This is a genomic window from Psychrobacter sp. TB55-MNA-CIBAN-0194, assembly GCF_040309505.1.
In the GTDB taxonomy this organism is placed as follows: Bacteria; Pseudomonadota; Gammaproteobacteria; order Pseudomonadales; family Moraxellaceae; genus Psychrobacter; species Psychrobacter fozii.
In genome coordinates this window covers 361,078-386,539 of sequence record NZ_JBEOOW010000001.1, presented here as the reverse complement: position 1 = coordinate 386,539, position 25,462 = coordinate 361,078, and the positions used below count along the sequence as shown (strand labels likewise).

Genomic DNA, 25,462 nt, shown 5'->3' with positions numbered 1-25,462 from the left:
ATAAAACTTACTTCTGCTTAGAACTTCTCTCATCAGTCTCATCTTTACCAATCACATCGAACTCTTCTAAGCACAACTTGTCATATTCTTTTTTACAAAAACTAGGGTCGATTTTGCACATGGCAGCTTGTAGTTGATCGAGGCGGTTTTCTGATTGCTGAATGTGCTCTAGCATTTTAGCAAACGCTTCTGCAACAGGATCTTGTGAGGTTGGATCGATACCATAAGCCTGAAATGCCGTATCGCGTGCAGTAGCTTGTTTTGATGTCGCTGTTTTTTCTTGTGACTTAGCGTCTGGTGATTTTTCAGCAATTGGATTGCCTTTTTCATCATGATGATCCGATATCATGCGAGCCGCATTGCCAACCATGGTAGCACCTGCTGGTACGGGTTTTACCACTACAGCATTTGAGCCGATTTTGGCATTTTTACCCACCGTAAATGGGCCTAATACTTTTGCACCAGCGCCAACGGTCACGCCATCTTCTAGCGTGGGATGACGTTTGCCATTATTCCATGATACGCCGCCAAGGGTAACACCATGATATAAGGTGACATCGTTGCCAATCTCAGCCGTTTCACCAATGACCACACCGACACCATGATCAATAAAAAATCGTTTGCCAATCTTGGCAGCAGGATGAATCTCGATGCCTGTTATGATACGTGAGCCATAAGAGACCACACGTGCGGCCAGTTTCTGTTCGTTATTCCAGAGACAGTGTGCCCCGCGATGTAAGATAAGCGCATGGATGCCAGGGTAGGTCAATATGACTTCGAGACTATTACGCGCCGCAGGGTCACGTTTGAATACCGCATCGATATCTTCTTTTAAATCCTTTTTGATGCTGGTAAGCGTCTTCAAAAATTTGGTTGGCAATGACATAAAGCGTCCTATCTATTTGTCGGTAGAGTGTCGTTACTGAAATAGCGATCTCTTTCATTTATAGTTGTTAGATTTTAATCGTTATTAAGTCTGCGTAAATATTGGATTTTACTTACGCTAAGGTCTTTCAAGTTATAGCAGTTTTACACGATAAAATATAGTGATGAGCTATTAAATACTCACAAACCCATCACATAATATAAGTTTGTGAGTGTCGATTTTATATTTGGCAGTAGTCCTAGGGCATGTCATCAATTAGCACATTGATACATTTAGTGGCCTTAAAATGGCTAAATTTTGTCAAAACATCGTCAGAAATCTTGTCAATATGTTCATATTTACGGCGAGTTCTTCCTTGTTTGACTGCAATTTTTCTCATTTTAAGCCACACAATCTAAATGATGACACGCCCTAGATAAGTTATCTAGTTTTTCGACAGTTTAGCAATCAATGCACTTAGTAGTTGATACTCTTTTTGATCAAGCTGCACCCGCGAACCCAGTCGAGACAGTCGTGATGGCAATGACTTTAGATGTTCGTTATCTGCTAAACCACGCTGAACCATGAGGTCAGTCATACGCTGAGTGAGCTGTAGTAGTTGCTGCTGAGTGATGGCTGGCTCGTCCCATTGCTGACGCAAATGAATATCTAACATTGGCTGAGCAGTTGTACTGACATCGGTATTTGAATGATTATCAGCTATCTTCGTGTGCGTCTGTGCGTAAGCAAAGATAAAGCTGGCGATCACTTGCACGGCTGATGCGACATTCAATACTGGATAAGCAGGATTGGCATCGATTTGAATATGATAATCTGCATAAGCCAACTCTTCATTGGTCAAACCACGATCTTCACGACCAAATAAGATAGCGATATTTGGTTTACCGTGAACCGCGGTGTCTTGCTGATCAATAAAGTCAAACATGATTTTGGCTGCCTGCGTGGGTGTGACCACAGGACGAGGCAAGTGACGGCTGCGACTACTGGCTGCGAACACGAGCTGGCAGTCTGCAATAGCAGACTCAAGGTTTGGCGTGATAGTCGCTGATGAAAGCAGCTCACTGCCACCTGCGGCATGAGAGACACTGGTGTCATCAATCGGCAGTTTGGGCTCAACGACCGTTAGGTGCGAGAGCCCCATAGTGTGCATTGCGCGTGCTGCTGAGCCAATATTGGCAGGTAAAGTCGTATTGACCATGACAACTTGCACAGCGTCTAGGTAATCACTCACGCTATGAGCTGACGGTTCTGAGAGAGTTGCTAACGCTTCAGATGATGGAGTCTCGATACACATTTATTGCTCCAATCTTAAATTTATTTCTTGTTCAGCGCGTTCTAATGCGGCTGCGATGTCTTCAATCAGTGCGGCCTGCTCACCGATACGGCGCTCACGGCAGCACTCCTGTAATTGACTGCTAAGCTTGACCAGTTGTGTCGTTCCCAAGTTAGCACTAGCGCCTTTTAAAGCATGAGCGGTCTCATAGCCATTGGCATGATCGTTTTCTTGCTGAGCAGTTCGCAGCGTTGCGACACGTTTTTTACTGTCTATAAGATACACTTGTATTAAGTCAGCAAAGTCTTCTTCGAGCAGGTCACGCATGTCTTCAAACTGCTCGTGATTAATAATTTCGTCAGTTTGCTGAGTGATATTGTTATTTGGGTTATTTTCCATAATGTTATGTCCAATTGTTAAAAGTTAAAGCAATAAGGTTATAGTCAAATCCTCTATAAAGTGGATACGGTGTCAGCCTCGCTCAGCTTCCTTGTATCTAAATTATATTGAACAGACTATAAGATGTATTGAGCGTGCCCTTAATTAACGATAATAGGTTTTTAAAGCTGTGGAAGACATTAACTATAATGAAAGTGTAAATTGTCTTCACTAATCATGTTTTTCAACTGCTGTAAATTATCATCGTTAGGGTAGATTCGCCAATGCTCTGATAGTCCCACATTAGCAATGCCAAATTCTTCATAAATGCTCAGCCCAAGCGGTAGGCAATTATCATTAATAGAAGTGTCCGTATTGCTTAAGGCGCTATTAGCATAATTCTGGTCGGTAGGGCTGCCATTGTCTAATGCTAGTAAATCATTGCCGTTTTCATCGTATAAACTGCCGCCTATCGCAGGGTCGTAAGCGCCATTACCACTGTTACTGTCTTGCTCATCCTGATCACTATTATAAGCCAAGCGCGGCGCAGGTATGATGTCGGCTTGAGCTGATTTGAGTAGTGGTTGTAGATGCATGAGCAACTTAATGTCGCTACCATGCACTTTAATGCTTATTTTTTTGAGCCAACGCAGGCGTGCATCAACCATACTCATGGCGCTATCAAGACGGGCAAAGAGGCGACCGTCACGCTCACGAATACTGCCTTTAATAATGACCACTTCGTCGACTTTTAACTGGTCTTTTACGCGGTTAAAGCGTTCTGCATAGCAGCTGACTTCTAACCTTGAGGTACCATCGTCTAAGGTGATGACGTTGCGAGTACCAAAGTTTGCGATATCGATGATTAAGCCTGCAAAATAGCAGCTACCGTTGTAGCCAGTATCTGTTAGTTTATCGAGGCGAGCACCTGAGGTGTAGCGTTTGAGCTCTTCTAAGTATTCATTGATTGGATGACCTGTTAAGTACAGTCCCAAGGTGTTCTTTTCTGCTTTTAGGCGATGTTTGTCACCCCAAATTAGCTCTGGTGTCATGACGAGTGGCGGCGCGGCGACGACACCATCCATTTCACCAAACAAATCCATCATGCCAATTTCGCGGTTTTGACGGTCTTGTTCAGCGGCCTGTACGGCGCTTGGCAATTGACTCATTAAGGCACCGCGAATCTCGTAAGCTTCATCGGCTGGCAAGTCAGGTCGCAAGGTTGCGGCAAAATCGTCAAAACAGCCCGCACTGACTAATGCTTCAAGAGTACGTTTATTGACCTTTTTGATATCCACACGGCGGCAAAAATCATATAAGTCTTTAAACGGACCTTCGCGGCGGCGTGCATCCACGATAGATTCAACCGCACCTTCACCAACGCCTTTAATCGCACCCAAACCATAAATAATATTGGTTGGCGTGTCAGCAACGAAATGCCATTCACTGCGATTCACGGATGGATTCACCACAGTCAATTCAAAGTTTTCGCGGCAGTCATTGATAAAGAACACCACGTTGTCCGTGTTATTCATATCAGAGGTTAAGACCGCTGCCATAAATTCAGCAGGGTAGTACTGCTTTAGATAAGCCGTCTGATAAGCCAAGACACCATAAGCGGCAGAATGCGATCGGTTAAAACCGTAACCGGCAAACTTCTCCATCAAATCAAAGACACCACCCGAAGTGACTTCATCGATGCCTTGCGCAGTGGCACCAGTGACGAAGATATCACGCTGCTTGGCCATCTCTTCTGGTTTCTTTTTACCCATCGCACGGCGTAGCATATCAGCACCGCCTAAGCTATAACCTGCCATCACCTGTGATATCTGCATCACCTGTTCTTGATAGACAATAACGCCATTGGTATTTTCTAATATCGGTTCAAGATTGGGATGGTCATAGATAACTTCCTCGCGACCATGCTTACGGTCGATATACATCTCTACCATGCCCGCATCGAGCGGACCGGGACGATATAGCGCACACATGGCGATGACATCTTCGATGTTGGTCGGCTGCAATTTGGCCAGATACTTTTTCATACCCATGCTTTCTAACTGAAAGACAGCAGTGGTTTTGGCGTCTTGCAATAGCTTATAAGCTTTTTTGTCATCTAACGGCAAATCTTCTAGGATCAATGCATCTTTGCCTTCTTTAACACGGCGCAAGTTGATGTTCTCAACCGCAGCATTGATGACGGTTAAGTTACGCAGACCCAAAAAGTCAAACTTCACCAGACCAACGGCCTCGACGTCATCTTTATCAAACTGACTGACGCGATGTCCTTCATCATCACAGTAGATAGCACTAAAGTCAGTGATCTTATTCGGGGCAATCAGTACACCACCCGCATGCTTACCGACATTTCGGCAGACGCCTTCAAGCTTAATCGCCATTTCCCAAACTTCAATGGCATCTTCATAATCCATATTATCAGGGTTAGAGATTAAGTCCTTAAGCTGTGGCTCTTGTTCGAGTGCTTGACTCAGTGTGATACCGGGTGTTTTCGGGATAAGTTTGGATATTTTATTGGCTAAAAAGTACGACTTGCTTTGTACCCGCGCTACATCACGTACCACGGCTTTTGCCGCCATCGTACCAAAGGTAATAATCTGCGAGACCGCGTCACGGCCATAAGTTTGTGCCACATAATCAATGACTCGGTCACGACCTTCGATACAAAAGTCAATATCGAAATCGGGCATCGATACGCGTTCAGGGTTCAAGAAGCGCTCGAATAATAGATCGTAGTGGATAGGGTCAAGGTCGGTAATGTTTAGCGCATAAGCGACCAGCGAGCCAGCACCAGAACCACGACCCGGTCCAACAGGCACGCCATTGGCTTTCGCCCAACGGATAAAGTCCATAACGATTAAGAAATAACCCGGAAACCCCATTGAAAGGATAATCTCAAGCTCATATTCTAGGCGTTCGTCATACCTCTGGCGAAAGTCGTTCCAATGTTCAGTACGCTCGGCGACAGGGAATAGCTTATCTAAGCGATTATTTAGACCACGTACAGACTCTGCCCGAAAGAACGATTCAATCGTTTCACCTTCAGGCACAGGGAAGTCGGGCAGGACGTTAATGCCTAGTGTCAACGTCACATTACAGCGGGTGGCTAAGCGTAAGGTATTGTCAATAACCTGTGGAATATCAGAAAATAGCTGCTCCATTTGAGCTTGAGTCTTTAGGTACTGCTCATCAGAGTAAGTCTGCGGACGATTGAGATCAGCCAATACATAAGATCCTGCAATGCAGACACGTGCCTCATGGGCATCAAAATCATCTTGCTCTAAAAACCGCACATCGTTGTGCGCGATGATAGAAATGTGGTGTTTGGCACCCGAATGAATAGCAGCCTGAATAAAGGCGTCTTCGCCTGAGCGACTGGTGCGCTTGATGGCGAAATATAATCGATCAGCAAACTGTGCTTGCCACTCGGTAATCAGTTCATCAGCCTTCTCTGGCATCGAGCTAACCAATGCTTGGCCGACATCAGATTTTTCGGTAAATAATACAATCACGCCTGCCGCATGTTCCAAAATATGACTGCGCTTAACCACTGGTACACCGTGATTGGCATCATCGGCACGCCCTTCGGTAAAGCCAAGGGATACAATACGGGTAATGTTTTGATAACCTTCATTGTCCATCGCCAGTAAGGTCAGTCGTGTGTCTTCATTTTCCATGATGACTTCGCTGCCGATAATAGGCTTGATACCAGCGCCTAGGCAGGCACGGTAGAATTTTACCGTGGCATAAAGGTTGGATAAATCGGTCAAGGCCAGCGCGCGCTGATTGTCAGCCGCCGCCGCTTTAACCATCGGCTTAATACGCACGATAGAATCAGTAATTGAATATTCGCTGTGAATGCCAAGGTGTACAAATGCCATAGAAGACTCTTACGGATACGATCGGAAAATAGGCTGATAAGAAATAAATTTTTAATTATCAATGGCTTAAGATTTTAATTTAGTCTGAAAATACGTTGTTCACCGTATTTTCTTGTTTCAAATCAGGTCGTTAATAATAGCATTATTTGCCGCAGACAGCCACTGATTCAGGGTTATCAAATCAAATGGGATGTACTTAATAGTGAGTTTTACTAGAAAGAAAAGCCCTCTGCATCATAGTGATAGAAAGGGCTTTGATATATAAGAGAGAAGGGTTATTTCATAAGTATTTAGCGTTTATCATACTTATCACTATATTCTATCCAAAAATCTGCGTTTTCAATACCTACTTTTCTAGGGTCAAAGATAGGATCTAGTCCAAGCTTTTTCTGTTCGTCATAATCTTTGAGTACTTTAATGGCAACTTTGCTTAGCAGTAATATGGCAATGAAATTAAGATAGCACATACTGCCAAACCCAATATCGCCTAGAGCCCACATAACGCCCACAGATTGTATGCTACCAGCAAAACACACGACTAAAAATACTATTTTTAATAATGGCTTTAACACAGGGTAGCGTAGTTTGCTATCCAAATAAACGAGTGTGGTTTCAGCAATGTAGTAATAAGCAATGAGGCAGGTAAAGGCGAACAAGAAAATAGCAATAGCAACAAAGCCGCTGCCATACTCGCTAAATACCGTAGACACTGCGGCTTGGGTAAAGGCTGTTCCTGCTGCCACGCCTGGTAAGTTCTCTACCAAAACCAAGCCTTCAGTAGGAATTACGTTGTACATACCTGTTGATAAAATCATGAGTGCAGTCGCAGTACAGACAACCACCGTGTCAATATAAATTGAAAAGCTTTGTACGAGCCCTTGCTTGGCAGGGTGTGATACCTCGGCCGCTGCCGAACTGAAAGTTGCTTCACCAGCACCAGCCACATTGGAAAAAACAGCGCGGCGCACACCCCAAGAAATAGCCAAACCAATAATACCACCAAATACAGCATCCATCCCAAATGCACTTTTGAAGATAAGTGCAAACATCGCTGGTAAGTTTGAGGCATTAAATGCCAGTACGATGATCATCATGACAATATAGCCAATGGCCATAAAGGGCACCACCTTCCCAGCAAAATTGGCAATGCGTTTGATACCACCAAAAATGATAAAACCTAGCATAACAACAATGATAATGCCCGTTACGGTGGGCGAGATATTAAAAGCAGTATTAAAAGAATCTGCGATGGTGTTGGCTTGAACCCCTGGCACTAATACACCATAAGACAAGCAAGTAACTGCGGCTACTAATATCGCAAACGGCTTCATTTTTAGTCCGCGTTCGATATAAAAAGGCGAACCACCTCGGTACTGGTCATCAACATTATGTTTGTAGACCTGTGCTAGGGTTGACTCAACAAAAGCACTAGCCCCGCCAAGTAAACCCATGATAATCATCCAGAATACTGCCCCTGGGCCGCCCGCAGCAATAGCAGTGGCAACACCCGCAATATTACCAACACCAATGCGCCCAGATAATGCCATACAAAAAGCCTGGAATGAGCTGATGCCTTGGTTTGAGGTTTGTTTATCGAATAACAACCTGACCATCTCTTTAAGATAGCGAAACTGTACACCACGGGTCATCACCGTAAAATAAATGCCAACCCCTAGTGCCAAATAAACCAGTGCATCGCTCCATATATAGCCAACGATGGTATTGATAATTGCTTCCATAGCCTACGTCCTTTTAAAGGGGGATTTAATGCGAATAAATGGATTTTTATTCAGATTAAAATCGTAACGAGTCATTAGGTGCTGTGCAGCCATTTGTTGTCATGCTATAACCGCACATCATAAGATTAGTTGATCAACCAGATGGTTTTGGTTTGTGCATACTGGGCCAGTGCTTCAAGGCCATTATCGCGGCCACCAAATCCTGACTGTTTGTAGCCACCAAAGGGTGTGGTAATATCACCCTCTGAAAACCCGTTGATAGAAATCGTACCCGCTTTGATAGCAGAGGCCACGCGGTAAGCCCGTTTAATATTTTGAGTATAGAAAGAGGCTGCTAGACCATATTTAGTATCATTTGCTAAGTGAATGGCTTCTTCTTCTGTCTCAAAGCTAGTCACAGCAAGTAAAGGGCCAAAGACCTCTTCTTTGAACAGTGTCATGCTTGGGCTGACACCATCAAAAATAGTGGGTTCTATATACCAACCACTGCCCATCTTGTCGTGAATCGTACCGCCTGTGACGAGAGTTGCACCTTCTTGTTGAGCTATTTTTAGATGCTGGGTGACTTTGTCAAAATGTGCTTCTTCAATCATAGGGCCAATGGCGGTGCTAGGATCATATGGCGAGCCGACTTTCCATCCTTCAAGGCCTTTTTTTAGCTGATCAAGTAGACGTTCTTTTTGGCTGCTGTGCACCAACAATCGTGAACCACAGCTACAATTTTCACTCATGTTCCAAAAAGCAGCAGATAAAATATCATTGATGGCATTGCCATCTAGTACGGCATCATCAAAGACAATTTGCGGGCTTTTGCCACCGCACTCTAAGACAATCTCTTTTAAGTTGCTTTGCGCCGCATACTGTAAAAACAATCGGCCGACCTCAGTTGATCCAGTGAATGACACCATATCTACATCCATGTGTTGACCTAATGCTGCACCAACGTGTTCACCAAGCCCACAAACCATTTGCAAGGCTTCTTTTGGTACGCCAGCTTCATATGCCAGCTCTGTCAAACGGTACGCTGATAAAGAGGTAAGCTCGGCTGGCTTCACAATGACAGAGTTGCCCATGATGAGTGCTGGCGCTACTTTCCATGCATACATTTGTGCTGGAAAATTCCATGGCAATACCGCACCAACCACACCAATCGGTTCTTGAACAATCAAACCCAATGCGCTATTACCCGTTGGTGCAATTTTACCGAACACTTTGTCAGCAGCTTCTGCATACCACTCAAATGTTTCTATCGTGGCTGGAATGTCTGTGTTCAGACATTCTGTGATGGGTTTGCCTGCATCCACACAATCTAAAGCTGCCAGTTCTTCAGAATGCTTGTGCATCAAAGCGCACCAACGTTGCATGATAGTTTTACGTGCTGCAGGGGCCAAGCGTCGCCATTCTCCATTATCAAAAGCAGCTCTTGCTACTTTTACGGCAATATCAACATCATTGGCATTGCCAGATGCGATATTGCCAATTAGGCTGTTGTCAATTGGGGTGGTATTGTCTATAACGGTGGTTGATAGGTCATTGCTAGCAACTAAATGCCCTGCCCATAGCTTTTGCTGTTTAGCTTGTTCAAACACATGTTCTTTGGTGATGTTCATGCAGGTAATCCTTATCTGATGATTTTGATACTAAGTGACTGCAACTAATGGTAGAGACGGCGACTTTAAGTGAATGGTTCTGATTTGTGATCTATCATCTACTATTTACGGTCGGTAACAATCATGTCCGCCACTACTATGGTTATAAAGCCAGTAGTGGTAATTAAGACAGTAATGCTAAAAACTCAGATTTTTCACTGCCTGACATGGGTGTGAGCGGCACACGAACTGCGCCCACATCAACTGTGCCTTTTAGGCAGCCCACTTTGGCTTTTTGGTTGTAATTACCAGATTCCATAGAATGGATAACGGGGTAAATCTCACTCATTATTTTTTTGGCAGTCTGCCAATCGCCTTGTTGTGTGGCATTAAATAACGCGACTTGTTCTGCTGGGAATACATTTGCTGCCCCTGCAATCCAGCTTTTTGCACCCCAAAAAAAGAAGTCAACGGGTTGGTCATCACAACCACAAACCACTTCAAAATCATTAAAGTTTGCTTGTAGCATCCTTAATGCATGACTAAAGTCGCCGCTGCTTTCTTTGACACCAATAATATTTGGGTGCTTGGCCAGATGTTTGATGGTATCAAACTCAATACTCACCCCAACGCGGGCAGGGAAGTTATACATGATAATGGGCAGCTCGCTCACGTCGGCTACTTTTTTAAAGTGGGCGATAATACCGTCTTGTTCCGGCAAACTATAAGGGGTAACAGATAACATTAGACCATCATAACCTAAGGTTTTTGCTTGTTCAGCCAGTACGATAGAGTGGTCAGTTGATAAGCTGTTAATACCAGCAATTAGCGTGATGGCATTTTTGTTATCACTACCTTTGGCAGCATCGGCAATGGTGGTTAGGACTAAAGCGCGTTCTTCAGGTGAAAAAGTATAGTATTCGCCTGTTGTGCCGCATGCGACAATACCAGCTACGCCTTTATCAATAAAGGCTTTGACCAGTGCAGTAAGTTTGTTGGCATCAACATTACCTTGGGCGTCAAAAGGGGTAACGATTGGCACTAAAATACCGGTGATGTTCATAAAATTATCCTTGTTAGTGAGGGTTTGATGGATGATGAAATAAAAAATTAATAGTGTTTTAATTCGAGATTAGTGGTTCAAGCCGATGATTTTTGAAATCGCTTAATCTGATAAGGTTTGGGGTCGATGGCATGCTGATTATCAAAGTAATAATCGGTAATCATCTGCGCACTGATCACCGCTTGCGTTAATCCTAAGTGCTGATGGCCAAAATTTAAGAATACGTGGCCTATTTTGTCGATAACGGGCAGGGAGTCTGATGTTGAAGGACGAAATCCCATCCATGGCGTACTGTCTGTCGTATTTAACGGTGTTCTTAACATTGGCTGTGCCTGCTTCAACAGTATTTTTGCCTGTTGCATATTGGCAGGTGCGTCAAGTCCTGCATATTCTACGGTGCCAGCCAAGCGTAGGCCGCCTTCCATGGGAGTCATGATAAAGCGCCGATCCATGCTTGAGACAGGTATTTGTAGCCGTGTATGTTCATGCGGTAACATCAGGTGATAACCGCGCTCTGTATCTAATGGCACTGATACTCCTGTGAGCTGTTTTGCCAATTTTTTAGAATGCGCGCCTGCCGATAGCATAACGGTAGAGGCAGTAATATCTCCTTGAGTGGTAGTCAAGAGAGTACCTTGTGCCTGAGGAGTGGCATCAAGTACTCGGCAGTGCTCAATAATATGTCCGCCAAGTGCAGTAAACGTTGTACTGAGCTGTTTAATCACTGCCGTCAAATTTGTGATATGCCCTGTGTTTGGAAAAAACAACGCGGCCAACTGATTGTCTTGTAAGGCAGGCTCACGTGCTAAAAGCACCTCTTTTTCTAGCAAAGTGTTCACCACGCCAATGTCATTCAGCCGATTGCCGTGAGTGATTAAAGGCGATAGGCTACCTTGTTTTTCGACCGTCAATAATGATCCTTTCACTTGTACCCAATCATTAAGTTGCCACTGCGCTGCAAAGCTTTGCCATGCTGGTAGACTATGTTGATTGAGGGTTAACAAGGCCTCGTGAATGCGCGAAAATGGTCCAGGGCGCATGTTCATTAACAGCTTTATGGCCCATGGCATCAACTGTGGCAGGTAATGCCAATCCAATCTCAATGGGCCTGTTGGGTTAAATAACATGGCGGGGATATGACGTAGCATACTGGCATCGGCGATTGGGAATACTTGCTCTGTGGCGATATGTCCGGCATTGCCTAATGATGCACCTTGTCCTACCTGGTTGGCCTCTATCAGTACAACACTGATCCCTTTTGCTTGCAGCATCACTGCGGTCGTTAGGCCAATAATACCGCCACCAATAATATGCAAGTCGAATGTTTGAGTGGTCATGATGGATCTCGATAACTTGGGCGTTTGATAGCGTTGATATATGTGTGCCAATCTAAATGGTCATAATTACTGAGTAGCAATACCCCATTTAAAAGGATCTTGATTCTGTATGATGAGTGTGGTTTCGGCACACACATAAGCGTTGCCACAAATGGTTGGGACAATGGTTTGCGCAGGGTATTGGTACGGTGATTCGGTTAAAAGATCAGTGACGGGTTGATAGCTACCTGTAAATAGGCTGCCAATAATGCTTTGTTGGTGCCAATTTTGCCCTGCCTCTAACTGGTGTTCAGCTGCTAAACAAGCCAGTTTAGCGCTGGTGCCAGTGCCACAAGGTGATCGGTCATAGGCCGCACCCGGGCATAACACAAAGTTTCTACTATCTATATTGTCGTCATTGCTGGCAGTGAACAGTTCAATATGATCAATCTCATTACCGTTTTCGCCTGTGATGTTAGCGGCATTCAAGGCATCTTTTATTTGTATGCATACCTGTGTCAGCGTGTTCACGTTGCTTGCTTGAATATCTTGTCCGTGGTCACTCACTAGGAAAAACCAATTGCCACCCCAAGCGATGTCACCACAAATTTGGCCAAGATGAGGCACTTGTATTAAGACGTTTTTTTTATATCGGTAAGATGGCACATTTTGGACACTGCAACTGCCATCATCATGAAGTATGGCTTTCACCAAGCCAACAGGGGTTTCGAGCCAATGCGTGCCTGCTGTGATTTTATTCTGATATGCCAACGAAGCGATGACTCCCATAGCACCATGACCGCACATGCCTAAATAGCCAGTATTATTAAAAAATATGACACCAGTAGTGGCCTTAGGGTTTGTTACGGGGCAAAGTAGGGCACCCACCAATACATCGTTACCACGTGGCTCTAAAATAATACTTTGACGCAAATGGTCAAAATGTTGTTTGAGATAGCTCAGCTTGTCTTGAATGGTATTACCAATAATTTCTGGAAAACCTTCATATATCATACGAGTAGGTTCACCGCCTGTATGCGAATCAATGATTTTAAAGCTGTACTCTGTATCAGACATGGTTGCCATCCTCATTCATCCATAAAAATTCACATTGCCTTGATATTTATCAAGTTAAAAAATGACCATTCAAAAGCGGAAAGTAGGTGAGGGGTCATCAAGGCTTATTTATAGAATGAATGTTTTGAATGAAGTCGTCTTGATGTTTTTCTAGCAAAAAATGCGCATTTCTGCACAATGTATCGGTGTACACTAGAGAAGCTTGTATCAAAAATAAATGCGATGTCATACTCAAAAGCACCGAGGTATAGCTCTTTTGGAAGTATAGATAGCAGCAGTTAGAACGATATTTTGTATAAAAAATAGCTGTGTCTAGGCGCTGACGCATGACGAAGACAACACATCAAGCATGATAAGGAGTAGTTTATGATAAGTGAGACGGCAGAGAGCGCAACAATAACGGCCGCGTCATTACGGCACAGTTTAAGCCATTACTACCCTGACAGTAGTGCGACCTTTATTGGTAGTGTGTCATTATTATTACCGCTTTTTGATACTTTACCCAATGTAGTTTTTTTCGTCAAAGACGAGTACGCTTGTTATCAGTTGGCAAACAAGACGCTATTAAAGCGTTGCAAAATAGATAAGCGCCAAGATATCATCGGTTTTACGACAGAGCAGGTGTTTTCTCATCGGCAAAGTAAAGATTATATGTTGCAAGACATGCGAGTACTACAAGAGGGTAAATCCATTGTCGATAATTTAGAATTGCATAGTTATGCTTCGGGGCAATTAGGTTTGTGCATCACCAATAAGCTGCCTATTTACAATGAACAACAGCAAATTGTGGCCATGGTGGGTATTTCTGTTGATATTGATGAAGACAACGAACGCATTTTACGTAAACATGCCCGCTTGGCCAAAGTTGCACAGTTTGTTAGGGCACATTTGGACCAAAAAATCAACATATCACAATTGGCTGAGTTGGCAAATTTGAGCTTATCGCAACTAGAGCGTACGTTTAAAGCAGTATTAAACATGTCACCATTACAGTTTGTGCAAAAACTGCGGTTAGAACATGCCATCAAATTATTGGCTATTCCTGAAATGTCTATCACGCAAATATCACTGAACTGCGGCTATGGTGATCATAGTGCGTTTAGCCGTCAGTTCAAACAATTTACAGGATTGTCACCCACTCAGTTTCGTCACGACCATTTGCCACTGAAACATTAATTTTGCATTAATAAATTGATACCAACCACAGCTGAGCCAACTCTGAGTGCGTTCATAATTTAACGTCTCCTTACAGCTCATAGGTAGTACTGTTGCTTTTCAATTAGTGATTCTTATATGATTTTGGGATACCGTTGTGACAATCAAACTCTACTGAACCAACCATTAAGTCATGCTTCTTCCAGTATCGACGCAGCTGTGGCGTGGTTAGTGAGTTGCCCTGACAGCCTTTGGGTAATAAAGGTGTGCTCCCATCACAAGTAAAATATAGCATACCTTTAGGTAGGTTATTTCGATCCCAGTAACCTTTTGCCCAACTTTTAGGTAGTGGCGAAAAAAGAAGTCTGTCTGTTGCTGGATTGATCTCTGTGGTACACATTCCTACTGCATTGCCAGAGTCAGTTTCTAAATCGTCTTGTTCATACATAAACCGCGCACCCAAATCGATACAGGCAGTGAGGCCTAATATGCTGGTTAGGAGTAGAGGTAGTTGTATTGATTTCATAATTGTATCCTTGTGTATTATGACTAATACCCAACTACCGCTGCATCAACGATACGTGGATCAGACGAGCCGTAAACACCACTTGGCGTAATCATAATAGATTGCGTTGAGCCCATGGCTGATTGCGGGCTCACCGTGTGCCCCATAGATTCGAGCTTTTTGATGGTATCGATATTTAATGCTTTTTCGATACGGATTTCATCAGGCAACCATTGATCATGAATGCGCGGGGCATGCGTGGCTTCTGCAATATTCATGTCGTGATCAATCACGTTAGAGATAACCTGCGTCACGGTCGTAATAATACGACTACCACCGGGACTGCCCGTTACAATATAAGGCTTACTGTCTTTGAACACGAGCGTTGGACTCATAGAAGACAGCGGTCGCTTGTCAGCTTCGACACTGTTTGCTTCACCGCCTAATAGGCCATAACCATTGGGCACACCAGGTTTGGCAGAAAAATCATCCATCTCGTTATTTAATAAGATACCTGTGCCATCAGCAACCAGCCCAGTGCCATAAGAAAAATTCAACGTATAGGTGTTGGCGACTGCATTGCCGTCTTTATCCACGATAGAAAAATGCGTGGTTTGATCACTCTCGTACGGTAGTGGGTTATTGGCTTTGATGGTAGCAGCTGGCGTGGCTTTATTGGGATCAATCAGTGTGCGCAGTTTATCGGCATACGGTCTGGCAGTTAGACCGCTCACAGGGACATCTACAAAATCAGCATCACCCAAATATTCGGCACGATCGGCATAAGCCAATTGCATGGCCTCTGCCATTAAGTGAATGGTTTGGGCGCTGTTTTGCCCGTAGTCTTTGAGTGGATAGCCTTCTAATATGTTCAAAATCTGAATGATATGAATACCACCAGAAGAAGGAGGTGGCATAGAGACAATCTCATAACCACGATAGTTGCCTTTTACAGGCGTACGGGCCACGGCATTATAGTTGGCCAAATCCTGTAGGCTCATACGGCCACCTGCTTCATTGACAGCTTTGACAATTTTACTGGCCGTCTCTCCTTTATAAAACCCATCAGCCCCTTGTGCCGCTATCAGCTTTAGCGAGCGGGCAAGCTCTGGTTGCTTTAAACGTTCGCCCGGTTGATAAGCACTGCCGTCTGGTTTAAAAAACACCTTTTTAGTACTGGGCCATTTTTGCAAGCGATCACTTAAGGCGGTGAGCGACTCGGACAATCCTGCTGTGACTTCGATACCATCCTCTGCCAGTGCAATCGCTGGTGCCATGACTTGCCCGCGGCTCATCGTGCCGTGTTCGTCTAATGCTTTGAGCAGTCCTGCCACTGTGCCCGGTACACCAACGGCTAAACCATGATAACGAGACAAGTCGCTGACGGCATTGCCTTCGGCATCAAGATACATGTCACGTGAGGCACTACTGGGTGCTTTTTCACGATAATCTAACGCCACTGTTTTGCCCTGTTTGGCATCATAAATCATCATAAACCCGCCGCCACCGATATTACCGGCACGTGGCAAAGTAACAGCCAATGCGAAACCAACGGCAACCGAGGCATCAACGGCATTACCGCCTTGTTTAAGAATCTGTAACCCAATATCTGAAGCGAGCGCTTCTTGCGTGGCAACCATGCCATTTTTAGCCCAAACTGGATGATGAATGGCATCCGCAGAGTAGATGGCTTGATCGCTATTTGTGTTATTAGTCGTGTTAGTCGTAGCGGTGAGCTTGCTTGATTTGGCGGTCGTAATGCGTTTGGTTTCAGACAGTACGGTTGGGTTATCAGCCATTACGGCTAGGTTTATTGCACTGGTATTAATTGAGGTGTTATTAATGGAGTTGGTCGATGCCACTGGTTCCAGCGCATGAGCAGATACAGACAATAATAACGCCCCAGTAATCAGTAGCGTACTAGGGTTAAGTAATAATTTTTTCTTGAGTTTGGGTTGCTGAGTAGCATGATGTAAGTGTGAGGGCAGGTGTGACATCGTAAATTCCTTTTTATGAGAGAAGTTAATCAACAAGTATATAGACAAGCAATAGATAGATTATAGAGAGGTATGTCACGCAAAATAACAGAATAACATGAGAATAGGGAGTTGCTATCTACATATGTCTATAAAAATATGAAGAAATGGTGGTTTTAAAATATATTTTGTTCATTGTGCTACTGCTTTTTATTTTCATAGAGACAGATAGCTGTCTAATACGAGAGCGTTTTAAGTGTTCAGTGAATAAATAGGATGGTGAAACCCAATGATTTATGGAAACTAAATGAAAAATTGCGCTATTATCGCTAGCTAGTAATGTTTTGTGATATAAATAACGCTACCAATACGATACTTACAATTGTTTGTCAGCTTAGATTAAGGAAGTCTCATGTCACCGCCTATTTTTCGTAAAAATGACCAGCCAACTTTACCTCAATCATCCGTTCATCAGTCATCGAGCACTAGTAAGCGTCAGTCGATAATGATTGCTGGCTGTGCCATTTTGTCTGTGGGTGCGACGACTATGGTGACAGGCTGTCAATCAAACCCGACCGTCTCATCATCTGCTGCCGTATCAGGAAAGATGATTGATTTTGAAACGGCAGATACCGTACAAAGCCAAGCACAGGGCCGTGCATTTAATGCCAGTTTACATGCCAAGTCTGAACGCTATGCCCAACTGTTTGACCAAGAAAAATATCCCAGTACAGAGAATCAAGCCAAGTTACATTTATTGACCGCTATTTGTCAGCATTTAGCAACGGAGCATGTGTCAGTCTCACAAGCCAACTATCAAGCAGCGCCTTTTATCAGTCCAGACAGTATTGATGCCGGCGCTAGCAGTTTACTTAAGACTATTTTAGAGACCTATGTTTATAAAAAAGAAACTTCAGGCGACTATGAGTCGGACTACGACTCAGATAACGGGGACTTTTATGAATCTGAGTCAGATTATGATGGTTATGTCGATGCTGCAGATGAAGTCGTCGTCGAAGAATATGCTGAGGAGTCAGATGACATTGCATATGATGAAAATGGCTATGACGAAAATGGTTATGACTGGTATGGCTACGATGAAGACGGATACAACGAGTACGGCTACGATGATGAAGGTTACGACCAAGACGGCTATGATGAAAACGGTTATAGTCGCAGTGACTATGCTACAGAAGCCTATGAAACTGATGATTATGAATCGGACAGTGCTTTTTCAAAGTTATCAGAATTAAACCCCAAAAGCATGACAGAGCAATATGAAGCCATGCAGATGGCAAAACAACAAGCAGAAATGGCTGGTACAGCAAGCGCGTTTCCCCCTGAGTCAGCGTCAGGCGTGCTTGGTCAAATGCTTAGCATGATTCATCGTACGCCTGAGCAGATAGCTGCATCAAATGAATATCAATATAAAAACCTCATGTTCAGCAGTGTCAGTCAATACAACCCTAAGCAGCGACAAATACAAAGCGTCTACAGCTATGATTATGTGACGCCAACGATTAGCGCATCGGTACAAATACCACTCGCGCTTGATTTTGACAACAGTCGTATCACAGTCGATCCTTCAGTCATTATGCCCATCATGGCAATTGCCAATCCTGACCATACGCCACTACCTAATGAGATGGCATCGCATACCGTTAGTTTTGGGTTGCCAGAGAGCATTACGGAACAACTGCCGCCAGCAGTACTTTATGATGCGGCGATTTCTGCGATACAGGACAGTATGGCAGAGCTGGCGCCTGAGCATTTTAGTGCGGTAGATATTCGTAATGATCGGTTTGCCAAAGAAGTCGGTGCTAGCCGAGCGGTAAAAGTATATTTCGGTAGTCAACAAAGCGGTGAGATGATCGGTAAAACGCTGAAGTACATGTCCAAGTCATTACAAGATTATGTCGATGCAAATCCAGAAAAGTATCCTGATGGTGCGATGCTAAAAACAGCCATTGATAAATTGCAGCTATACAATAAGGGCTATCAAAGTGCAGATGTGGGGTCGTTATTACAATTGATTGAGGCCATCGGTCCTATCTCGTTCAATCAAATCAACTACTATTACTTAGACAGCTCAGACCGTCTGCTTGCCAAGCAACAGCGCATGAATATCGGTGGCGATTTGATGGGCTCTACAACCACTGTATTAAATCAGGTGCGCTACGATAAAACCAGTTTTAAAAATCATGTATTAACGCCTTTATTGGCAGAATCTTTCGGTGAAAACGCCAAACCTGCTATCGATGGCAATGCGTGGATGGCAGAACAACATCAAGCAGAAGATAGGCTAGATACCGCCCGTTATGCCCGTTATGATTACGATAGTGATTATACTGATGCCAGTGACGATTATGCCAGTGATGCGTCAGAGTATGACTCTAGTGATGACTATGACTATGACTATGACTATGACACTGACTATAGCGAAGACTACAACGATGCTGAAGATGATACGGACAACCGATAGAGCGTCATTAGCACTATCGTCGGTTCAAGCCCATATTTATTAAGGACAAAAAATGAAAACAGTACAACAAGACATCGTAGGTCGTCTGCCGTCAATGCTCAAAAGCCACACTTTATTCACCAGTGCATTCATAACAGGCGCATTATTATTAACAGGTTGTCAATCTACTAGTCTCGGCCAGTCTACGGCTATCACGGCACAGCAAACACCAACCGCGGCCAAAACAGCATTGGCAACCGCGTTACAAAAACAGCGTCGCCAATCATTCAGTTATCACGGCAATATTGAGATTAATAACGATCAGCAGATTGCCAATGCAAAAGAAGAAAAGTCGGTCGCGTCAGGTTATATAGATGATTACTGCGAAGACACACACGATCAAGCTTATGCTGACTTAATTTCTCAGGCCGACACGCAAAATAAAGATATTTTGGATACGGAGTATGACGCTCAGAGAACGACACTAAAAGACAGTTACCTTGAATGTTCAGATGCTTATGAAGCGTGGGTAGACAGTCAGTATGATAGCGATATTACCGTGCCAGCATCGTACCAGCAGCTGTTTGATAATTATGATGAGCAGTCAAAACCAGTAGACGTGAAAAAAGCAAAGCTATTAGATGCTTATCTATTAAAGCCGCTGTCTATCAACTCTCAAGGTGTCTATCAGCCAATGGCTGGCAAGGCTACCATGCTCGCCAGTGTGCAGTATCAAGCGCGCAATCATCACAGTAGCATTAATCAGCCCATTTATATCGATTTCAAAAACGGTGATATCTATCTATGGGCAGATAACTTTGCGATGTTTAATTCAGATTTATTAGATGACAAGCTCGGTACAAAATGGCGAAATAAGTGGTTAAAGATAGCGATTGACGATGGCACGCTGCCTAAAGGTTTTGGTAGTGAGGTGATAAAGAGCCATTTTGAGGCGCTAGACCGTACCTTTGAAGCGGCACCTGTTAGTCAGTTTGATTATGTCGCGCCCAACACACTGGCATCACTGTCTCCTAAATTACCGGAACATCAGTTACCAGTTATGCAAGCAAGTGCTCAAGTGATTCGCCGTGTGCAAAGTGCTGATAGCTATGAGCAATTTTATCAAGATTATATGCAGATATTCTACGATCGTATCAGTAAGCAATATCCTGAACTGGTCCAAGATAGTGATGCTTCTTATGAGGCAAGCGCCACTGAGACTGATAAATTGACCAGTAAAGCATTGGTACAGCAAGTATTGGCAATGCTGAAAGACAGTATGAATAAGGATGCTGAGACGGACGAGTCAGAATTATTAGACAATACAACCGTACAAGAACTGTATGGGTTTGACAAACGTGGTCAGCTCAAATGGCAGCATTCGCGTAGTGCGTTCCCAAGCAAATATCAGTCTGCTGATAATAAGTCAGGCGGCATCGTAATGGACGCTTTGCAGCAGTATTCTTCTATCAGCTCTAAAGACATGGCATTCCCAAATTTGCCAAGTGATGTGCAAGTGCCGAATGCCAGTAATAGTATTGATGCGCGACAGTATGGTCGTGAGCTTATGCAATATTATCGTGATGGCAATGGTACGATGATAGGCAAGATGGTATTTGATAGGTTAGTGATGGCTGAAAGATAGTTTGCTGCTATTGAGGATGGTATGGAAAATTATATTAAATAAGGGAATATATAGTGAACTTTGTGACTATTGATGTTGAAACTGCAAATAGTGATGTAGGGTCTATTTGCCAAATAGGGTTGGCTAAATATTTAAACGGTAAGTTGATTGATACCTATTGCACTTTAGTCGCACCTCTGACCTCTTTCAGTCGTCAAAATATAGAAGTGCATGGTATTACCAGCAGTATGGTGAAAGATGCCCCATACATGCATGACATCTATGGAAATATACTGAAGTTTATCGGTGAAAATATTGTTGTTAGCTATACGAATTTTGATCAAAGGGCTTTAAGGCAAAGTCTTGACAACCATAAGTTACCGGTACCAGAGCTACAGTGGGTAGATGCGACTGTATTAGTGCGTAGGACTTGTCAGCGCTTTGCGGTTCAAGGTTATAATCTAGCGAATATATGTAAAGAATGGAATTATCGATTTACTCATCACGATGCCTTAGAGGATGCTAAAGCATGTGGATTTATCACCGTAACTATCCTCAGAGAGAATAGTCTATCGATCCGTGATTGGGTAGAAGCTAGTGAATATAATAGTATTTATCATCAACAGCGACGTGTAAACAATCAGAGTTATCCACGTAATATTACCAAAACTGGAGATGAAGCAGGTCAATACGCAGGACTTAATATTTGTTTTACGGGAGACTTGAGTATTGGTAGAGCAGAGATTGCTGAGATAGCAGCCAAGAATGGGTTTAATGTGAAAGCAGGTGCTTCAAAAAAGCTAGATTACCTCGTGGTTGGTGTTCAAGATTTAACATTGCTGGCAGGCCACGAAAAAAGTAGTAAGCATCGAAAAGTAGAAGAGCTTATACAGAGCGGTATAGATATTAAGGTTTTGGCAGAGAAAGAGTTTTTGAAATTAATTAAAATATCAGATTGATTTAAATATTTATATTAGCAAATAAAAAAGCGCCTCTATCAAATAGAGGCGCTTTTTTATTTAAAACTTATATCGCTAGATAAAAATCATACTTTTCCGGAGTAGATTATTACATGCCTGGTTGAGGACGTTCGCCACGTGGCTCACGATGGTCTGAACCACGATCATCTTTTTTGTCATTTTTTCTTTCTTCTTTCATTTGTGCAAGTTCGGCACGTTGCTCAGCAGTTAATACTTGAGCAATTGCATGCTGGGTTTGTACACGTTCAATAAAGCGTTGCTTCTCTTTTGCTGCTTGTTGATCAGCCAGACGGCTTACTGCGGCATTATTCAATGTGCGGGCATTGGTCAATGCTTGAATCTGCTGATCCATTTGCGCACGTTCTGCCTGATGTTGTGCACGTTCTGTTTTGCGATCGCCATGCTTCGCTTCCATGATGGCTTTAATTTGTGTTTGTTGTGCTTCGGTCAGATCCAGTTGTGACAATGGGCCTCTCATACCACCTTTTTTCATGTCGCCCTTTTTCATACCGGCTTTATGCTGTTTTTGCATTTTAGTGGCCGATGGTGTGGTATCCGTGTTTGCATTGACGCTGGTACAGGCTGTGACAGTAAATACGCTAGACAATGCTAATACTGAGCCCAATAGTAATTTTTTCATAACAATACCTTTTATTTGATTGATTTGGTTAAGTAAACATTAAACGGTCATCTAGCAAATATTACTTTTAAGTGCTGTAGATAAACACAATACCTGCTGTTGATAGGTGCTATCTTACGACAGTTGAAGGTTACGAACATTTATGAAGTATTAAGAAAAGTAACGTTTATAGCGAATCGATAAGCTCTTGCCTGATAATATAGATAACAAAGCGATTCAAAGCTAAAGGAGAAAAATATGCCAAATATATTATTAGGCGACGATGACGAAGAGTTGACTCAATTATTACAAGAGTACTTACACAATCACGGCATCCAATGTGACTGCGTTCATGATGGTGAGGCAGTCATAAAAAAACTGAAAATGGCGAGTACTCAGGCGCCTATTTATGATTTGCTAGTGCTTGATATTATGATGCCAAAAATGGATGGGCTCAGCGTACTGCGCCAATTACCGAATATTATTGATATCCCTGTCATTATGTTGACAGCAAAAGGCGAGGAGATTGATCGTATCATCGGTCTAGAGCTTGGCGCTGATGATTATATTACCAAACCCTGTAACCCTCGAGAGCTGCTGGCACGTATCAATGCAGTGATTAAACGTACCAATGCGGCGGTGTCAGATCACACACCATTACCAGAAGGTCGCTTGCATCTCGATCAAAATCAGCGAATTTGTCAAATAGATGGTATTGAGCTGCAAGTGACGGGTACAGAGTTTGATCTATTGGTAGCGCTCCTCAAACAAAAAGGCGAGGTGGTCAGTAAAGAATGGCTATCAGAGCATGTATTGCAACGTGAACTTCAGCCTTTTGACCGTAGCTTAGATGTGCATGTGTCACGCCTGCGTAAAAAACTTCAACCTTTTCATGACGAGCCAATAAAAGCGGTTCGTGGTAAAGGTTATCAGCTAGTACTTTAATAATGGAATCATCGATGAATACTCCTAAATTTAAGGTGCGAATCACCCTGTTTTGGCGGCTGTTTTTGAGCCTATTAGTCACCATTCTGGTCACTTCTATCTTATCGGTCATGGTAGAGCGTTGGTTGAGTGAAAAAGCGCTCACCGCTCTTATGGATGTGCAGGTCGATACGTTATTGACTAAGCGTCAAGAGATGGTTACGGCACTAGAAGCTGGCGACTTGACAGCCGTCAAGCAGATGTACCATCAAGACCGATGGCTGATGAATCAAATTAGAGTCTATGATGAGCAAGGTGCCATTATATTTCCGCGTTATCGCGATAGGGATGAGCTGAGGCCGGAACTTAGGCCATATGGTCAGCAGGCGATAGAGCCAGACTATTATCGTGATGGAGAGGGAGAGGAGCCAAGACCAAAAAGTAGACCAGAGGGTCAGCAGGCAACAGAACCACCATCACTAGAGCCAAAGCTGCCAATACAGCCTAGACGTGATAAAGATATGCCGAATGCTCAACCATCGGCATTAAGCTATCTTTTGCCGCCTATGATTCCGAGTAGCGCGACGATAGCTGATTCTGAGAATCGTCCTGAACTGGCCGATGTGACGGTCGCTCTACCAGATGAGCAAACGGTTATTATACAGTTGCGTCCGCATTTGCGTTTTTCTGACGTAGTGGAGCTGCAGCATAGTAATTTTCCCATACGTCTGTTGTTGATTATTATCTTTAGTATCTTGGTTTGTATTTGGCTCAGTCGTACGATGACTCAGCGTATTCGCCGTGTACAGAACACCGTGCACCGTATGATTGATGGTGACTATCAAGCCCATCCAAATTTATCGAAAATGGGAGATGACGAATTGGGTTTACTTGCTAATGATGTGGTCAAGCTGTCAACACGATTGGCTGAAAGTGAGCTGGCACGCAAGCAGATGTTGAGTGACATCTCGCATGAGCTGCGTTCGCCGTTGGCACGTCTGGATGTCGCGACTGAGCTGACTCGAGATTTTGCCCCTAATGCCAGTCGCTATCTAGATCGCATAGACAAAGAGTCAGCACGAATGAATGAGTTAATTGAACAAATCATTCATATCCAGTCACTGCAAATGCAGCAATATACCATCGACAACTTAGAAAACGACACGGTCGATATTGCTGAAATTATCAGTGAGATTGGGCAAGACGTCTGTTTCGAGTTTCAAAATAAAGACGTGCAATGGCAGTGGCAATCGCCCGATTCTGCACTATTAACAGCGTCAACAACCTCTTTGACAGTGTTAGGTAATCAAGAACAGCTGTATAGCGCCCTTGAGAATATTATTCGCAATGCCTTTATGCATACTGCTCCTAGTTCCAAAGTCATTGCTGAAATTAAAGAAATAGAGACAGAGGATAAGACATCTGCGATTCAGATCAGCATAACGGACGAAGGCGGCGGTGTGGCAGAAAAGGATTTAGAGCGTATTTTTCAACCATTTGTACGACTGGACTCTGCTCGGCATCGTGAAACGGGTGGTTATGGATTAGGACTGGCCATCGTTCATGCAGTAGTAACCGCTCACAAGGGCTATATCCATACTTATAATCGCAAAGACGGGATACAAGGGTTGGTGGTACAGATAGTATTACCGATAGGATCTAAAGAGGGTTGAGAAGTCATTTTAATCAATTCTATATAACTTGAGTACAGTGTGATGCTTACTTATTTTAAATTTCTATAATGCTCTCATTTGTATTATCTATAGTTAAATTCTAAAGCCGTAAACATACTGAACCGACTATCATTAGCATAGTAAAAACGCTCTTATCTTATATCTTTGATATATCGATAAGAGCATATTTTTAGGTAAATAAGTGGACAATTGTATTTTTTTATGATTTCATACCATTATTTATATTCATTTTTCGACATATATAAGACAGTCGGTATTAAAGTCAAGACAAACGGCATTGTCTCTCTGTATATATTCGGTAATA

At 43.3% G+C, this 25,462-nt stretch carries 18 protein-coding genes; 6 read left to right on the top strand and 12 right to left on the bottom strand.

What is annotated here, in order from left to right; all coding sequences use genetic code 11:
- Positions 1 to 7: 7 nt before the first annotated feature.
- From cysE to AAEY75_RS01440, 9 genes are all read right to left on the bottom strand, one after another.
- The gene (gene cysE / locus AAEY75_RS01480; protein ID WP_502944360.1) at positions 8 to 847 is read right to left on the bottom strand and encodes a serine O-acetyltransferase; all 840 of its coding nucleotides are present in this window, start codon (positions 845 to 847) and stop codon (positions 8 to 10) included.
- A 463-nt stretch (positions 848 to 1,310) separates the two neighbouring features.
- Positions 1,311 to 2,180 carry an RNA methyltransferase gene (locus AAEY75_RS01475; RefSeq protein WP_352257969.1) on the bottom strand — a complete coding sequence of 290 codons (870 nt, stop codon included), beginning with the start codon at positions 2,178 to 2,180 and terminating at the stop codon, positions 1,311 to 1,313.
- Positions 2,181 to 2,558, bottom strand: coding sequence for an Hpt domain-containing protein (locus AAEY75_RS01470; RefSeq protein ID WP_352257967.1), 378 nt, complete (start codon positions 2,556 to 2,558; stop codon positions 2,181 to 2,183).
- 179 nt (positions 2,559 to 2,737) lie between these two features.
- Entirely contained in the window at positions 2,738 to 6,436 is a 3,699-nt protein-coding gene (dnaE, locus tag AAEY75_RS01465; RefSeq protein ID WP_352257965.1) for a DNA polymerase III subunit alpha, read from the bottom strand.
- A 290-nt stretch (positions 6,437 to 6,726) separates the two neighbouring features.
- Positions 6,727 to 8,175 (bottom strand): alanine/glycine:cation symporter family protein, encoded by a 1,449-nt coding sequence (locus AAEY75_RS01460; RefSeq protein WP_197216038.1) that lies wholly within the window; start codon positions 8,173 to 8,175, stop codon positions 6,727 to 6,729.
- 125 nt (positions 8,176 to 8,300) lie between these two features.
- On the bottom strand, positions 8,301 to 9,785 hold the full coding sequence (locus AAEY75_RS01455; RefSeq protein WP_197216037.1) for an aldehyde dehydrogenase: 1,485 nt from the start codon (positions 9,783 to 9,785) through the stop codon (positions 8,301 to 8,303).
- Positions 9,786 to 9,948: 163 nt separating this feature from the next.
- Positions 9,949 to 10,827: a 4-hydroxy-tetrahydrodipicolinate synthase gene (gene dapA / locus AAEY75_RS01450; protein ID WP_352257963.1), complete on the bottom strand. Its 879-nt coding sequence runs from the start codon at positions 10,825 to 10,827 to the stop codon at positions 9,949 to 9,951.
- 77 nt (positions 10,828 to 10,904) lie between these two features.
- The gene (locus tag AAEY75_RS01445) at positions 10,905 to 12,164 is read right to left on the bottom strand and encodes an NAD(P)/FAD-dependent oxidoreductase (protein ID WP_197216035.1); all 1,260 of its coding nucleotides are present in this window, start codon (positions 12,162 to 12,164) and stop codon (positions 10,905 to 10,907) included.
- Positions 12,165 to 12,230: 66 nt separating this feature from the next.
- Positions 12,231 to 13,220: a proline racemase family protein gene (locus AAEY75_RS01440; RefSeq protein ID WP_197216474.1), complete on the bottom strand. Its 990-nt coding sequence runs from the start codon at positions 13,218 to 13,220 to the stop codon at positions 12,231 to 12,233.
- Positions 13,221 to 13,586: 366 nt separating this feature from the next.
- On the opposite strand from AAEY75_RS01440, the gene AAEY75_RS01435 reads away from it, so the two are divergent.
- On the top strand, positions 13,587 to 14,396 hold the full coding sequence (locus tag AAEY75_RS01435) for a helix-turn-helix domain-containing protein (protein WP_352257960.1): 810 nt from the start codon (positions 13,587 to 13,589) through the stop codon (positions 14,394 to 14,396).
- Between the two features lie 103 nt (positions 14,397 to 14,499).
- Here the strand turns inward: AAEY75_RS01435 and AAEY75_RS01430 are convergent, their stop codons facing one another.
- Together AAEY75_RS01430 and ggt are read right to left on the bottom strand one after the other, a co-directional pair.
- Complete coding sequence (locus AAEY75_RS01430; RefSeq protein WP_352257958.1) at positions 14,500 to 14,901, bottom strand: hypothetical protein; 402 nt, start codon at positions 14,899 to 14,901, stop codon at positions 14,500 to 14,502.
- Positions 14,902 to 14,924: 23 nt separating this feature from the next.
- Positions 14,925 to 16,877 (bottom strand): gamma-glutamyltransferase, encoded by a 1,953-nt coding sequence (gene ggt / locus AAEY75_RS01425; RefSeq protein ID WP_352257956.1) that lies wholly within the window; start codon positions 16,875 to 16,877, stop codon positions 14,925 to 14,927.
- Between the two features lie 391 nt (positions 16,878 to 17,268).
- Between ggt and AAEY75_RS01420 the strand changes: the two genes are divergently transcribed.
- Genes AAEY75_RS01420 through AAEY75_RS01410 form a run of 3 tightly spaced genes read left to right on the top strand, consistent with a single transcriptional unit; the run spans position 17,269 to position 21,900 of the window.
- Positions 17,269 to 19,338, top strand: a complete 2,070-nt coding sequence (locus AAEY75_RS01420) for a hypothetical protein (RefSeq protein ID WP_352257954.1) — start codon at positions 17,269 to 17,271, stop codon at positions 19,336 to 19,338.
- Positions 19,339 to 19,390: 52 nt separating this feature from the next.
- The gene (locus AAEY75_RS01415; protein ID WP_197216024.1) at positions 19,391 to 20,962 is read left to right on the top strand and encodes a hypothetical protein; all 1,572 of its coding nucleotides are present in this window, start codon (positions 19,391 to 19,393) and stop codon (positions 20,960 to 20,962) included.
- 53 nt (positions 20,963 to 21,015) lie between these two features.
- The gene (locus tag AAEY75_RS01410) at positions 21,016 to 21,900 is read left to right on the top strand and encodes an exonuclease domain-containing protein (RefSeq protein WP_197216022.1); all 885 of its coding nucleotides are present in this window, start codon (positions 21,016 to 21,018) and stop codon (positions 21,898 to 21,900) included.
- A gap of 109 nt (positions 21,901 to 22,009) precedes the next feature.
- On the opposite strand, the gene AAEY75_RS01405 is transcribed toward AAEY75_RS01410, so the two are convergent.
- Positions 22,010 to 22,561, bottom strand: a complete 552-nt coding sequence (locus AAEY75_RS01405) for a Spy/CpxP family protein refolding chaperone (protein WP_352257952.1) — start codon at positions 22,559 to 22,561, stop codon at positions 22,010 to 22,012.
- A 237-nt stretch (positions 22,562 to 22,798) separates the two neighbouring features.
- On the opposite strand from AAEY75_RS01405, the gene AAEY75_RS01400 reads away from it, so the two are divergent.
- Together AAEY75_RS01400 and AAEY75_RS01395 are read left to right on the top strand one after the other, a co-directional pair.
- Entirely contained in the window at positions 22,799 to 23,485 is a 687-nt protein-coding gene (locus AAEY75_RS01400; RefSeq protein WP_352257950.1) for a response regulator transcription factor, read from the top strand.
- Between the two features lie 14 nt (positions 23,486 to 23,499).
- Positions 23,500 to 25,137, top strand: a complete 1,638-nt coding sequence (locus AAEY75_RS01395; protein WP_352257948.1) for a sensor histidine kinase — start codon at positions 23,500 to 23,502, stop codon at positions 25,135 to 25,137.
- Positions 25,138 to 25,462: the final 325 nt, after the last annotated feature.